General features: G+C 73.6%; 12 protein-coding genes. 4 read left to right on the top strand and 8 right to left on the bottom strand.

The genetic code is table 11. The features are described 5' to 3' along the window. Positions 1–60: 60 nt before the first annotated feature. A complete protein-coding gene (locus AC0I8G_RS10975) occupies positions 61–1,041 on the top strand; it encodes an aldo/keto reductase (RefSeq protein WP_471730079.1) in 981 nt (326 codons plus the stop codon). A gap of 95 nt (positions 1,042–1,136) precedes the next feature. On the opposite strand, the gene AC0I8G_RS10980 is transcribed toward AC0I8G_RS10975, so the two are convergent. The 7 genes from AC0I8G_RS10980 to AC0I8G_RS11010 are packed head-to-tail and all read right to left on the bottom strand — an operon-like array spanning position 1,137 to position 8,719. Continuing rightward, entirely contained in the window at positions 1,137–1,967 is an 831-nt protein-coding gene (locus tag AC0I8G_RS10980; RefSeq protein WP_471729948.1) for an MBL fold metallo-hydrolase, read from the bottom strand. Next, a complete protein-coding gene (locus AC0I8G_RS10985) occupies positions 1,964–3,979 on the bottom strand; it encodes a phage holin family protein (protein ID WP_471729949.1) in 2,016 nt (671 codons plus the stop codon). Before AC0I8G_RS10985 ends, AC0I8G_RS10980 begins: the two co-directional genes overlap by 4 nt. Before the next feature lie 9 nt (positions 3,980–3,988). Continuing rightward, on the bottom strand, positions 3,989–4,903 hold the full coding sequence (gene era / locus AC0I8G_RS10990; protein WP_380260216.1) for a GTPase Era: 915 nt from the start codon (positions 4,901–4,903) through the stop codon (positions 3,989–3,991). Then, positions 4,896–6,224 (bottom strand): hemolysin family protein, encoded by a 1,329-nt coding sequence (locus AC0I8G_RS10995; RefSeq protein WP_380260217.1) that lies wholly within the window; start codon positions 6,222–6,224, stop codon positions 4,896–4,898. Before AC0I8G_RS10995 ends, era begins: the two co-directional genes overlap by 8 nt. Before the next feature lie 3 nt (positions 6,225–6,227). Next, on the bottom strand, positions 6,228–6,749 hold the full coding sequence (ybeY, locus tag AC0I8G_RS11000) for an rRNA maturation RNase YbeY (protein WP_328295472.1): 522 nt from the start codon (positions 6,747–6,749) through the stop codon (positions 6,228–6,230). Further along, positions 6,746–7,798, bottom strand: a complete 1,053-nt coding sequence (locus AC0I8G_RS11005; protein ID WP_380260218.1) for a PhoH family protein — start codon at positions 7,796–7,798, stop codon at positions 6,746–6,748. The genes ybeY and AC0I8G_RS11005 overlap by 4 nt, the downstream gene beginning before the upstream one ends. A 57-nt stretch (positions 7,799–7,855) precedes the next feature. Further along, a complete protein-coding gene (locus tag AC0I8G_RS11010; protein ID WP_471729950.1) occupies positions 7,856–8,719 on the bottom strand; it encodes a DUF72 domain-containing protein in 864 nt (287 codons plus the stop codon). 62 nt (positions 8,720–8,781) lie between these two features. Between AC0I8G_RS11010 and AC0I8G_RS11015 the strand changes: the two genes are divergently transcribed. Then, the gene (locus AC0I8G_RS11015; RefSeq protein WP_471729951.1) at positions 8,782–9,879 is read left to right on the top strand and encodes a Gfo/Idh/MocA family oxidoreductase; all 1,098 of its coding nucleotides are present in this window, start codon (positions 8,782–8,784) and stop codon (positions 9,877–9,879) included. A gap of 39 nt (positions 9,880–9,918) precedes the next feature. Here the strand turns inward: AC0I8G_RS11015 and AC0I8G_RS11020 are convergent, their stop codons facing one another. Further along, positions 9,919–11,934 carry a GMC oxidoreductase gene (locus tag AC0I8G_RS11020; RefSeq protein WP_471729952.1) on the bottom strand — a complete coding sequence of 672 codons (2,016 nt, stop codon included), beginning with the start codon at positions 11,932–11,934 and terminating at the stop codon, positions 9,919–9,921. Positions 11,935–11,965: 31 nt separating this feature from the next. Between AC0I8G_RS11020 and AC0I8G_RS11025 the strand changes: the two genes are divergently transcribed. Continuing rightward, the gene (locus AC0I8G_RS11025; protein WP_471729953.1) at positions 11,966–12,781 is read left to right on the top strand and encodes an aminotransferase class IV; all 816 of its coding nucleotides are present in this window, start codon (positions 11,966–11,968) and stop codon (positions 12,779–12,781) included. Between the two features lie 23 nt (positions 12,782–12,804). Further along, the gene (locus AC0I8G_RS11030) at positions 12,805–14,376 is read left to right on the top strand and encodes an alkaline phosphatase D family protein (protein ID WP_471729954.1); all 1,572 of its coding nucleotides are present in this window, start codon (positions 12,805–12,807) and stop codon (positions 14,374–14,376) included. Positions 14,377–14,404: the final 28 nt, after the last annotated feature.

Raw genomic sequence — 14,404 nt, forward strand, 5'->3', positions numbered from 1 at the left:
GGCACCGCCCCCCGGGCGGCGGTGCCGTCGCACGCCCCCGCGAACCCCCGAGGAGACACCGTGGAACACACCCACCTGGGCCCGACCGGCCTCACCGTGAGCCGGATCGTCCTCGGCTGCATGAGCTTCGGCGACGGCAACGAGCAGCAGACCTGGACCCTGGACGCCGAGGGCGCCGAGCCGATCTTCCGCGAGGCCGTGGAACTCGGCATCACGTTCTGGGACACCGCCAACGTCTACGGCCGCGGCAGTTCCGAACGCGTCACCGGTGAGGCGATCAGGAAGTACACCCGCCGCGAGGACGTCGTCCTGGCGACCAAGCTGTTCGGGGAGATGGGCCCCGGTCCCGGGCAGTCCGGCCTCTCGCGCCGGGCCGTCCTGGAGCAGGTCGACGCGTCCCTGCAGCGCCTCGGGACCGACTGGATCGACCTCTACCAGATCCACCGCTTCGACCCCGCCACCCCGGTGGAGGAGACGATGGAGGCCCTGCACGACGTCGTGAAGGCCGGCAAGGTCCGCTACCTCGGCGCCTCGAGCATGTGGGCCTGGCAGTTCGCGAAGCTGCAGAGCGCCGCCGACCTCGGTGGGTGGACGCGCTTCGTCTCCATGCAGAACCAGTACAGCCTCGCCCAGCGCGAGGAGGAGCGGGAGATGTTCCCCCTCCTGGCCGACCAGGGCGTCGGTTCCATCCCCTGGGGGCCGCTGCAGGCCGGGAAGATGGCCCGCCCGTGGAGCGAGCAGAGCACCGCGCGCGCCGGGGACGAACCGCAGACCGATCCCAAGGGCAACCCTGTCCGCCTCGACACCGACAAGGGCATCGTCGACGCGATCGAGCGGATCGCCGGCGAGCGGGGCGTGTCGATGGCGCAGGTCGCGCTGGCCTGGGTGCTGCGCAACCCGGTCGTGGACGCGCCGATCGTCGGGGCGACCAAGGTGCACCACCTCCGCGACGCGGTCGCCGCCCTCGACGTCGACCTCACCGACGACGAGGTCACCGCGCTCGAGGAGCACTACGTCCCGCGCCGGCCGACGTTCTTCTGAGCGGTCCCGGACGACGAACGGCCCGCCACCCCCTCGGGGCGGCGGGCCGTTCGTGTCTCAGCGCGATCACCGGAACCGGCGGGGAAACCCGGCCCTCAGAGGGTCAGCGAACCCCCGACGGGCAACTGCGCCGCGCCGGTGACGCCGCGGCGTGCGGCCTCGGCGACGAAGCGGCGGCCGGGTTCCACGAACCGGTCCCCCATGGTCGCGCCCAGCGCGACGGGGTGCAGCGTCCCCCAGTGCACGGGGATCGAGGTTCCCGGCCGGACCCGCGCGACGAGGTCCGCGGCCTGCTGCGGGTCGAGGTGGTGCGGGCCGAGGGTGTGCCCCCAGCCCCCCACCGGGACGAGGGCGACGTCGGGGGAACGTCCCCCCGCGGCGAGCACCGCGTCGGACTCCTCGAACTCACCGGTGTCGCCGACGGCCCACAGCAGCAGGTCGTCGGGGTCGCGCTCCGGGAAGGTCCCGGGGATCCGCACGAGGTGTTCCACGGCCACGGCCTCCGGGGCCCGACTGAACCGGGCTCCCGTCCGGTGGCCGGTGTGGTGGGCGGGCAACGCGCTCACCTGCACCGCACCGGAGGTGAACGGGAGTTCCACCGTGGCCCCGACGGCGACCTCGAGCACCTGGGTCGCGGGGACCCGGAGCTTCCAGCGCACCCAGTCCGAGGAACCCGGCGGGGTCACGAGCACCGCCGGCCGCAGCCGTCGCAGGGAGGGCAGGTCCAGGTGGTCGTGGTGGAGGTGGGAGACCAGGGCCAGGTCGCACCCGGCCGACGCCGACGGCGCGGGCGTCGGGGGACGCCGTCGCAGGTGCCCCAACCCCGGACGCAGCACGGGGTCGGTGACGATGCGCAGGTTCCCGGCGGAACGGGTGACGTCCACCGTCACCGTCGAGTGCCCCAGCCACCGCAACGACGCGCTCACAGGTCGACCTCCTTCATCCAGCGGACCAGTTGTTCGTGGATCGTCGCCGCCCCGACGATCGGCGCCTCCCCCGGCACGGACCGGTCGCGCAGGTCCTCGGCGACCTTCCACTCCGCGGGGTGCACCAGCACCGCCTCGGTCTGCCACCCACCGAGTCCGCCGTGCGAGCCGACCTGTTCCTCGAAGGCGTGGACCTCCCCGGAGACGGGGTCCACCGTGGAGTGCACGAAGAGCGCGGGAGCGGTGGCGAACCGCATCATCCGCAGCAGTTCCCCGGCGGCACGCGGCCCGAACGGGAGCAGCGGGTCGATCCCCTCCACCCGCCCGGAGACGAGGTGGTGCTCACCCTCGGGACCGACGGCGACGACCTCCTCGTCGCGACGGCCGACGACGAAACCCACCCCGCGGGTCTCGACCAGACCCGGCACGAGCGCGGGCCAGCGACGGTCCACCTCGTCCAGGTCCAGTCGCCCCTGCGGCGCGTCGGGCATCGAGAGCAGGGCGGTGCAGCCGGCGGTCGCGACGACGACGGAGTCGCGTCCCGAGGCGACGACCTCCTCGTGCCGGTTGCTGACGAGTTCGGCCCGGGTCGACGTCGCGAAGTCGCGGACCAGGACGTCGACGCGGCCCCGCATCTCCTCGCCGGCGGCTGTGGTGACGACGGGGTGGGTGGGGCCCTCGCGGTCCATCAGGTCGTAGACGAGGTCGCGCAGGTGCCGCCCGGACACCTGCTCGAACGTCGGTCCCTGCGCCTGCCCGTGGTCGGAGACGATGACGACGCGGTAGTCGCGGGGCGCGGCCGCGGCCACGTCCGCCAGCGTCTGCAGCACCCGGTCGATCCCGGCGAGGGCGTCCAGCGATTCCGCCCGGGCCACGCCGGCGTGGTGGGCGACCTCGTCGTAGTCGAGGAAGTCGACGAACACCACCGAGCGCCCGGCGGAGAGTTCCTGCGCCACCAGGACGACGTTGAGGTCACGCAGCAGGGTGTTCGTCACCGCGCGCAGCAGGACGTACCAGCCGCGCCGCGGGATGCGCGGTTCGACACGGCGGACCCGCTGCTGCCAGCCCTGGTAGAGCTCCTTGACGATCTCCCCGACCGTCAGCAGCAGGCTGCGCAGCACCACGAACGGGCGGGCGACGTAGCGCAGGTAGGGGCGCCCCGATCCCCCCGCCCGCGAGGTGGAGACGACGAGGTGCGCGTGGCCGGCCTCGCCGGAGAACACGTTGCCGATGCTGGCCCCGTCGCGGGCCAACAGCCCGGTGCGCCCGGCAGCGTGCGCCGCGGCCCGGACCCGTCCCTCGATGATCGCGGCGTCCGCCGGGCGGTTCGAGACCAGCACCCGGCGCAGTTCCGGGTCCCACCAGCGGAAGGCCGGGACGTCCTCGGTGCTGCCGTGCAGGAACCCCGCCTGGCTGGCCGGGGTCGTGGACGGCAGCGCCGCGCGCCAGCCCTCCGCCAGGTGACTGCCCTCGCGCAGCCAGCGTGCGATCGTGGTCAGCGTTCCCGAGTGCAACCCGAACTGCAGCAACGGCATCGAGAGACCGTCGACCTGCACGACGAGCAAGCCCGGCGGGCACGCCTCCCCCGGCGGACGCGGCCGGTGGCGCAGCAGTTCCCGCACCACCCACCGGCTGTCGTTGGCCCCGATGACCCAGCGGGCGACGACGGCCACCAGCCCGGTCCAGAAGTAGACCAACCACAGGGCGTTCAGGTCACGCAGGTCGAGACCCGGCACCACCGTCAGCGCCGTGTGCAGCAGCAGCAGCTGCACGGAGACCCCGATGAGGACCGTCGGCAACGGACCGAGGAAGGCGACCAGCGGGCCGAGCAACGGGCGGACGACCAGGTCACCGACCGCGAGGACCCCGGCGGAGGCGAGCAGCCAGAACGGGGAGGACACCTCCACCCCGGCGACCAGGTGAGCACTGATCCACAGCGCGAACGCCGTGGGCAGCAACGAGAGCAGCAGGTCCCGGGTGTCGCGGGCGGTGAAGGCGAACCAGGTGCGCACCGAAGGCGCTCAGAACCCGAGGCGCTGCAACTGCTTGGGGTCGCGCTGCCAGTCCTTCGCGATCTTCACGCGCAGGTCGAGGTGGACGCGGGTCCCGAGCAGGGCCTCGATCGAGCGGCGAGCCCTCGTCCCGACGTCCTTCAACCGCGCGCCGCCCTTGCCGATGATGATCCCCTTCTGGGAATCGCGTTCGACGTAGAGCCACACGAAGATCTGCAGCACGCCGTTGTCGCCCTCGTTCATCTCCTCGACGACGACCGCGAGGGAGTGCGGGAGTTCGTCGCGGACCCCCTCCAGCGCGGCCTCGCGGACGAGTTCGGCGACCATGACGGACTCGGGTTCGTCGGTGAGTTCCCCGTCCGGGTACAACCGCGGCCCGACGGGCAGGTGCCCGAGCAGGACGTCGGCGACGGTGTCGACCTGTTCGCCGGTCTTGGCCGACCCGGGGACGACGTCGGCGAAACCTCCGAGCACCTGCTCGCCCAGGGAGACCAGCGCCAGCAGCTGTTCGGCCACCTGCTGCTTGGAGGCCTTGTCCGTCTTGGTGACCAGGCCGATCTTCGTGGAGCGCGGGATCCTGCCGAGGGCCTCGGCGATGAACTTGTCCCCGGGGCCGATCTTCTCGTCGGCGGGGATGCAGATCGCGACGATGTCGACCTCGGCGAGGGTCTCGTGGACCCGGTCGTTCAGCCGCTGCCCGAGCAGGGTGCGGGGCCGGTGCAGACCCGGGGTGTCGACGAGGACGAGCTGGGCGTTCGGGCGGTGCACGATGCCCCGCACGGTGTGGCGGGTGGTCTGCGGTCGCGACGACGTGATCGCGACCTTCTGCCCGACGAGAGCGTTGGTCAGGGTCGACTTGCCCGCGTTGGGTCGCCCGACGAGACAGGCGAACCCGGACCGGTGGGGGGTGGTCTCTTCAGTCATTCTGGTGCCCTCCGGCGTGGTCGTCGACGAGTTCGGACTCTGCGTCCTCGGGGTGTTCGGGCAGGCGGTGCACGAGCACCGTCCGCACCTGGTTGCGGCGGCCGACGCGCCCGTCGGCCTCCAGCCGCAACCCGTGGACCTCGCCCACGGCGCCGGGGACGAGGACCTCCCCGAGGGTCTTGGCGAGGAGCCCGCCGACGGTGTCGACGTCCTCGTCCTCGATCTCCTTCTCGAACAGGTCGCCCAGTTCCTCCACGTGCAGGCGGCTGGAGACCCGGAAACCCCCGTCGGGCAACGGCTCCACCTCGGGGGCCTCGCGGTCGTACTCGTCGGCGATGTCGCCGACGATCTCCTCGATCACGTCCTCGATCGTCACGAGACCGGCCGTGCCGCCGTACTCGTCGACGACGATCGCGACGTGCGTGGTGTCGCGCTGCATCTGCTTGAGCAGGTCGTCGACGGGCAGGCTGTCGGGGACGAACACCGTCTGGCGGACGACGCTCTCGACCCGCTCGGCGCGGGCGGCGTCGGGGTCGGCGTGGAAGCGGCGGGCGACGTCCTTGAGGTAGACGACGCCCAGGACGTCGTCGGAGTCGTCGCCCACGACGGGCATCCGGGAGAAGCCCGAGCGCAGGAACAGGGCCTCGACCTCGTAGAGCCCCGTGCCGCGGCGGGCCGACACGATGTCGGTGCGGGGCACCATGACCTCGCGGACGAGGGTGTCGCCGAACTCGAAGACGGAGTGGATCATCCGGTGCTCACCGGCCTCGATGACCGAGGTCTCCCCGGCCAGCTCGACGATCTCGCGCAGCTCGGCCTCGGAACCGAACGGCCCGTGCCGCAGTCCGCGCCCGGGCGTGACGGCGTTGCCGACGGCGACCAGCGCCCGGGCCACCGGCCCCAGGACGGTGGTGAGGCGGACCAGCACGGGCGCGGCGCGCAGGGCCACGGACTCGGAGTGCAGCCGCCCGAGGGTTCGCGGGCCGACGCCGACGAGGACGAAGTCCAGCGCCGACATCCCGAGACCGGCCAGCAGCAGGACGAGCCACCAGGAACCGGTCCAGCTCGCCACCGCGACGGTCACGCAGACCGCGGCGAGGGTCTCGCAGACGACGCGCAGCAGCGTCGCGACGGTGAGCACCGAGGCCGCGGACTCCAGGACCCGGCCCAGTTCCGGGGCGCCCCGGCGCCCGTCGGCCTCGAGGTCGCGGGCCCGGCGTCGCGACGTGCCGGCGATCGCCGACTCGGCCGCGGCGACGAGTCCGCCGGCGAAGAGGAGCGCGAGCGCCAGGAGCAGGAGCGGGACGGCCGGCGCACCCACGGCTCAGCCCCCCGACGGCAGCGCGCGGTGGCCGACGGTGGGGGTCGGGTCGCCGGGGCGACCGATGCGGGCCAGGAACCCCAGCACCAGGCGCCGCTGGAGCGTGAACATCTCGCGCTCCTCGTCGGCTTCGGCGTGGTCGTAGCCGAGCAGGTGCAGGATGCCGTGGGTCACGAGCAGCAGGACCTCGTCGGCCGTGGCGTGACCGGAGGCCTTCGCCTGCGCGGCAGCCACTTCCGGGCACACGACGACGTCGCCGAGCAGACCCGGCTCGGAGGTGCGGCCCTCGCGGCCGGGACGGAGCTGGTCCATGGGGAACGACATCACGTCGGTGGGGCCGGGTTCGTCCATCCACTGCACGTGCAGCCGGGACATCGCCTCGGTGTCGATCATCAGGACCGACAGTTCCGCCAGCGGGTGGACCCGCATCTCCTCCAGCACGTAGCGCGCCAGGTGGGAGACCTCGACGGTGTCGACGCCGCGGCCCTCCGCGAACGAGCTCTCGTCGACGACCTCGATGCTCATCGGCTGCGGCCCCCGTGACCGCCGTGGCGGGCCGGGCGGGTGTCGTCGTAGCGCTCGTAGGCGTCGACGATCTCCGACACCAGGCGGTGGCGGACGACGTCGGTGGAGGTCAGCCGCGAGAAGTGGACGTCGTCGATGTCCTCGAGGATGTCCTGGACGACGCGCAGCCCCGAGTCCGTCCCGCTGGGCAGGTCGACCTGGGTCACGTCGCCGGTGACGACGATCTTCGAGCCGAACCCGAGACGGGTCAGGAACATCTTCATCTGCTCGGCGGAGGTGTTCTGCGCCTCGTCGAGGATGATGAACGCGTCGTTGAGGGTGCGCCCGCGCATGTACGCCAGCGGCGCGACCTCGATCGTCCCCGCCGCCATCAGCCGCGGGATCGAGTCGGGGTCGAGCATGTCGTGCAGCGCGTCGTAGAGCGGGCGCAGGTAGGGGTCGATCTTGTCGGTGAGGGTGCCGGGCAGGAACCCGAGCCGCTCCCCCGCCTCGACGGCCGGGCGGGTCAGCACGATCCGGTTGACCTGCTTGGCCTGCAGCGCCTGCACGGCCTTCGCCATCGCGAGGTACGTCTTGCCGGTACCGGCCGGGCCGATGCCGAACACGATGGTGTTCTCGTCGATGGCGTCGACGTAGCGCTTCTGGCCGACCGTCTTCGGCCGGATCGTGCGACCCCGGCTGGAGAGGATGTTGAGGGTCAGGACGTCGGCGGGACGGTCGTCGCCGGTGCCGTTGGCCTGGGCCCGCAGCATGGAGACGGAGCGTTCGACGGCGTCCGGGGACAACGGCTGACCCGCGCGCAGGACGGCGGTCATCTGGTCCACGAGGCGCTCGACGAGGGCGACCTCACCCGCGGCGCCGGAGACGGTGATCTCGTTGCCGCGGACCAGGACGTCGGCCTTCGGGAAGGCCCGTTCGAGGACCCGCAACAGCTCGTCGCGGGCGCCGAGCAGGGAGACCATCGCGACCTCGGGCGGCACGACGATGACGTGACGGGTCACGGCCGAGGTCTGGGCCGAGGGTTCGGGGGTGCGGTCGGTGCTGGCCATGATCGCCCTGTGGGGCAGTTCGCCTCCGTGCTGAGGGGTGCGCTGTCGTCCCCGATCCTAACGAGCCCTCGCCCGGAGGGCCTCCGCGTTCCCCGTGTCCGCCTCCGGCAGCCGCGCGGCGAGCCGCAACGCGTCGTGCGGAGCGTGGCCGTGGGCGTCGTTGTCGAAGTACACGACGACGTCCGCGGTGCGCGACCAGGCACGGACCTTCGCGGCCCAGGCGTCCAGCGCCGCGTCGGAGTAGGCGTTGCTGTAGAGCTCCTCGTCGCCGTGCAGGCGGACGTAGACCAGGTCGCTGGTGACGGCCTCGGCCTGCAGCCACCGCCCGGCCGACTGGGCGACCACGCAGGCGACGTCGTGGGCGCGCAGCAGCGCGAGCGCCTTCTCGGTGCAGAAGGACTCGTGCCGGAACTCCAGGGCGTGGCGGACGCGCCGTCCGGCGAAGCCCCGCGGTGCCCGGGTGAGCGCCCGCTCCGGTGGCAGCCTCTCGTCGTGGCGCCGGGCCAGGGCCGCGGCCTGCCCGACGGTCCGCGGCAGCAGCGCGAGGAAGGTGGCCACGACCTCCTCGTCGTAGTGCACGCTCTCGGGCAGCTGCCAGAGCACGGGTCCCAGCCGGTCCTGCAGGGCCAGCACCCCGGAGGCGAAGAAGTTGGCCAGCGGGCGCTCCACGTCCCGCAGCCGCTTGAGGTGGGTGACGAAGCGGGCGCCCTTGACGGCGAACTCGAACCCGTCCGGGGTCTGCTCGCGCCACGTCGCGTAGGTCGTCGGGCGTTGCAGCGAGTAGAACGACCCGTTGATCTCGATCGTCGACAGCCGGGCCGCGGCGTGGGCGAGCTCGTCGCGCCGGCGCAGGCCCGCGGGGTAGAAGTCCCCCCGCCAGGCGCGGTAGCTCCACCCCGAGATGCCGATGCGCACGCTCACGGGGTCCAGCTACCCCGTGCGGCCGGGTGGACACGCGTCCTGGCGCCACTACCGTCGGCGGGGTGAGCCTCCCCACCCGACCCGCGCGCATCGCCCTCACGGGGGGAGGTTTCCGCGCCGGTCTGCACCTGGACCTGGTGGCGCGGCTGCCGGAGCACTTCGAGGTGAGCGGCGTCCTGGTCCGCAGCGACGCCGCCGCGGCGAGGGCCACCGCACGGGGGCTCCCCGTCCACCGCGACCTCGACGGGCTGCTGGGCGCCGCCCCGGACCTCGTCGTCGTCTCGGTGGCCGCCGCGGCCGCCCCGGGACTGGTGGTGGAGCTGCTGGAGCGGGGCGCCGCGGTGCTGACGGAGACCCCGCCGGCCGCCGACCTCGGCGGGTTGCGGTCGTTCTGGGCCGCGACCGGGCCGGACGCCCGGGTGCAGGTGGCGGAGCAGTACCTGCTGTCCCCGCACAACGCGGCCCGCCTCGAGCTGGTCCGATGGGGCTCGCTGGGGACCCCGACCTCGGTCCAGGTGTCCTCCACCCAGCTGCACCACGCCACCTCGATGGTCCGCGGGTTCCTGGGTCTCGGCGCGGAGCCCGCCCGGGTCGTGGCGAGCGCCACGACGGCCCCCCTGGCCGACCCGATCACCCGCGCCGGCTGGACCGGGAACGCCGCACCGCGCCCCCAGGTCACCACGATCGCCACGTTCGACTTCGGCGACGGCCGCAGCGCGCTCTACGACTTCACCGAGACCCAGACCCGCAACCCGCTGCGCCACCGGCGGCTCGTCGTGCGCGGCAGCCTCGGGGAGCTGGTCGACGACCGCCTCGTCCGCCTCGCGGACGCGACCACGGTGCTGACGTCCTCGATCGAGCGCCGCCAGACCGGGCACCACCAGGACGTCCAGGGCTTCGACCTCGACGTCCTCTCCGCGGACGGGGAGGTCCTGTTCCGCAACCCCTACGTCGGGGCGCGCCTCTCCGACGAGGAGATCGCGGTCGCCACGCTGCTGGAGCGCGCGGGCACCTGGGCCCGCGGTGAGGGGCCCGGACCGTACCCGTTGGCCGAGGCCGCCCAGGACCAGTTGCTGTCGCTGGCCATCGCCGAGTCGCTGGCCACGGGCGGGCCGGTGCGGACGGCGGGCGAGGCGTGGGCCGGCGCGCTCGGTCGGTGATGCCCGACGGTGATGCCCGACGGTGATGCCCGACGGTGATCAGGCGGGCGAGCGGCGGGTGCTCCCCCGGACCATGTCGTCGGCGATCCGGGCGGCTCCGGCGAGGACCGTCAGGACCGGGTTCACCCCGCCGTTGGTGACGTGCAGGGACGCGTCGACGACGCGGAGGTTCCGGTAGCCCCAGACCCGTCCGCACGGGTCGGTCACCGAACGCGCAGGGTCCGTTCCCGTCCGGGCGGTCCCCGCCTGGTGCTGACCGCCGCTCGGCCCGAGACCCGGCGGCGGACGGTGCGCCACCCGCGACGCGCCGGACGCCGACAGCCAGTCCGCAGCCCGGGCCGAGAGGAACTCCTGGGTCCGCCGGTCCTCGCCGTGGATGCCGCCCGAGAACCGCGCGACCGCGACCCCGGAACCGTCCCGCACGCGGGGGTCGAGGCGCACCCGCGACGACGCGAGCGTGACCTCCTGCGCCGGTCCCACGACCTGCACCAGGTGCCGGGCCAGTTCCCGCAGCCCGGAGCGGGCGGCCGGTCCCCGCGCCGGGAGGAAACCCGCCGCCACCAGCGCTCGGCGGGTGCCCGCGGGCGTGGGGACGAACTCGTTCGCGAGCATCCCGCCGCCCACGAGGCCGGGGTTGCCGTGCCGGAGGTCGCCGGTCGCGATGGCCGGCCCGGGCCCGAGGAGGTCCACGACCTCCTCGGCGAACACCGCGGTGGCCCCGCCGTAGACGTGGCCCTGCAGGTGGCGCCCGACCTGGTCGGTGGCGTTGCCCATCCCCGCCGGGTCGCCGTCGTGCGCGCTCGTCAACAGCACCCGTGCCGTCTCCACGGCCCCGGCGGCCAGCACGACCTCCTCCGCGAGGACGGTGCGCCGCCAGGCGACGCCGTCGAGGGTCCCGACGAGGGAGACCCCCGCGACGCGGCCGGCGGTCCCGGGCAGGACGCGGTCCACCCGCGCGCCGGACACGACGTCGCAGTTCCCGCTCGCCACCGCCCACGGCACGGCCGTGTTGTGCGTCCCCGTCTTGGCGTCGACGGGGCAGGCGAAACCCACGCACTGCGCGCACCGGGCACAGGCCGCCCGGCCGCCGAACTCCTGGGTGTTCACCAGCAGCGGGACGGCCGTCGTGCTCAGGCCGAGGGTCGCGGCCCCCGCCGCGAGCACCCGTTCCTGGACCCCGCCCGGCAGCGGCGGCATGGGGTACGGCCGACGCCGGGGCCCCGCCGCGGTGTCCCCCTCGGCCCGCCCGCTGACGCCGAAGGTCCACTCGATCTCGTCGTAGTAGGGCTCGAGGTCGGCGTAGCCGATGGGCCAGTCCGCCAGCGCGCTGCCGTCGGGAACCCCGTACCGGGTGGCCATCCGGAAGTCGTCGGGGGCGAACCGCCAGGCCTGCGCGCCGTAGACCCGGGTGCCGCCGCCCACGAGCATCGCGTTGGCGTTCCACCCGCCGTCCCCCGGCCGCAGCACCCGCCCGGCCAGCGTGCGCGGGTCCTCAGCACCGCGCGGTCCGGTCAGCGGGTCCAGACCGGTCGCCGCCCGAGGGTTGCGCAGGTGGTCCCGCGAGAGTTCCGCGGTGCCCGGCCAGTCGCCTCGTTCGACGAGCAGCACCCGACGCCCGGACTCCGCGAGCTTCCACGCCGCGACCCCACCGCCGGCGCCGGAACCGACGACCACCACGTCGTAGCGGTCCCCCACCTCGCCCGGGGTGCGGAAACCCGCGGCGACGTCGTCGACCCCGGCGATCGGCGTGGTCCGGCCGGGGTGCCACCGCAGGTCCGGCCAGGTCGAGGGGTTCGCGAGGTGGACGTCGGCGACGAGGTCGACGAACCAGCGGAACTCCGCGTCCTCGACCTCCGGGAACCCCGCACCGACCCGGGCGAGCACGTCGCCGACCCGGCCCGCCCAGTCCGGGCGGTCCACGGTCAGGACGGTCGAGAGGTCGTCGGCGACCCGCGCCGCCACCTCGTCCTCGACCGCGAGGACGTCGCGCAGGACGGCCCGCAGGACCGCCCCGTCCACGGGGGACCCGGGTCCGGCCACGTCGCTGCCCACCACACCGGGAACCCTAGGGTGCGACGATGCCCCGGTGAACCCCGTCCGCCCCCGCACCGCGGTGCTGGGCCCCGGGGAGGTCGCGTGGGACGCCGCGGTCGTCCCGGCCGACGACGCGGGACTGCGGGGTGAGGGGTGCTTCGAGACGATCCTGGTCCACGGCGGCCGGCCCGCGCACGTGGTGCGGCTCGAGGAGCACCTGGACCGCTTCGAACGGTCGGCCGCCGCCCTCGACACGTCCTTCGACCGGGCCGGGTGGACCGCCCTGAGCGCGGCCCTCGTGGACGAGGTACCGGACGGCGTCGAGGCGGTGCTGCGTCTCTCCCTGTCCCGCAGCGGCTCGGGGGTGGCGACGGTCCGGCCCCTGCCCGCGTCCGTGCTGGCGGGACGCGACGGGGTGCACGTCGTCACCCTGGCCCGCGGGACGGTGGCGGTGGCCGGCGCACCGTGGTTGCTCGGCGCGGTGAAGACCTCCTCCTACGCGGTGAACGGGGCCGCGCTGCGCGAGGCGGCCCGCCGCGGCGCCGACGACGCGCTGTTCGTGGACGCGCAGGGGTTCCTGCTGGAGGGGCCGACGGCGAATCTCCTCTGGCACCTGGACGGGGCGTGGCACACCCCGGTGCCGGCCGGGCGCGGGGTTCTCCCGGGAACCACCCTGGCCGCGGTCGGACCCGCCCGCGAGGTGCTGCGCCGCCCGGAGGAACTCCTCCGCGCCGACGGGGTGTGGCTGCTCTCGAGCCTGCGGGGCGCGGCGGCGGTCCTCAGCGTCGACGGGACCCCGTTGCCGGGCGACGCCGACCTCACCCGGCGCCTGCAGCAGGTCGCGCTGGAACGCCCACCCCTTCACTGAGAGTTCTCCCGCCCTGCACAGCGATGTCACCTGGACCCGACAGCCTTCGCCGGGTGTCGATCCCCTCCTCCCCCTTCTCGCGCCGTTCGCTCCTCGCCGCCGGTGGCAGCGGCCTGCTCGTCCCCGGGCTGATGCGTTCCGGGATGCCGAGCATCACCCACGGCGTCCAGTCCGGTGACGTCACCTCGAACACCGCGACGATCTGGACCCGCGCCGACCGCACCGCCCGGATGTTCGTCCAGGTCTCCCCCACGGGTTCCTTCGGCGCCGACTGCCGCACCTACCGCGGACCGCTGCTCACCGCGACGAGCGACTTCACCGGACGCCTCGACGTCACCGGGCTGCCGTCCGCCGCCGACGTCCCCTACCGCGTGGTCCTCGGCGAACCCGACGCCCACCGCCCGGACGGCGACTCGCTCGAGGGTTTCCTGCGCACCGCCCCCACGACGGGCGACCACCGGCGCATCCGGTTCCTGTGGAGCGGTGACCAGGCCGGTCAGGGCTGGGGCCGCAACCCCGACCTCGGGGGTTTCCCCATCTACCGGTCGATGGCCGAACGCGACGCCGACTTCTTCCTGCACTCCGGGGACACCATCTACGCCGACGGCGTCATCTCCGGCGACGTGACCCTCCCGGACGGCCGGGTCTACCGCAACGTCGTCACCGAGGCGAAGTCGCACGTGGCGCAGACCCTCGACGACTTCCGCGGGGCGTTCCGGTACAACCTGGAGGACCAGGCGTACCGGGACTTCTTCGCCAGGGTCCCGCAGGTGAACCAGTGGGACGACCACGAGGTGCACAACAACTGGTTCCCGCACGAGATCCTCGACGACCCCGCCTACACCGAGAAGCGCGTCGACGTGCTGTGGATGCGCGGCGAGCAGGCCTGGCGCGAGTACGTCCCGATCTCGCAGCGCCGGGACGGGAAGGTCTACTCCCAGTTCTCCTTCGGCCCGTTGCTGGACGTGTTCGTCCTCGACATGCGGACCTACCGCGACGCGAACCCGTGGGGTTGGGCCGGTGGCGGGGTCCGTCCCGACGGTGGGATCCTGGGGACGGAGCAGGCGCAGTGGCTGGTGGAGGCGATGGCCGCCTCGACCGCGCGGTGGAAGGTCGTCCAGGCCGACATGCCGATCGGGCTCGTCGTCCCCGACGCCGCGTCGAACGGGATCGAGGCGATCGCGCAGGGCGACCCGGGGGTCCCGCGCGGGCGGGAACAGCAGATCGCCTGGATCCTGCGCGAGCTGAAGAACCGCGGGGTCCGCAACCACGTCTGGCTCACCGCGGACGTGCACTACACCGCCGCCCACCACTACGACCCCTCGCGCGCGGCGTTCACGGAGTTCGACGACTTCTGGGAGTTCGTGTCCGGACCGCTGCACGCGGGTTCCTTCGGCCCCAGCGAGCTGGACGCGACGTTCGGTCCGGAGGTCGTGTTCCAGTCGGTGCCGCCGCACGCGAACACCTCGCCGCTGGAGGGCTCGCAGTTCTTCGGTGAGGTCGAGATCGACCCGGACACCGAAGGGCTCACGGTGACGTTGCGCGACATCGCGGGGGCGGCGCTCTGGAACCGGACGCTGCAGCCCCGGGGTTGAGCGAGTGGAGCGTTCCGCGGCTCGCGCA

The sequence above is a fragment of the Kineococcus sp. AC630 genome, from assembly GCF_979255925.1.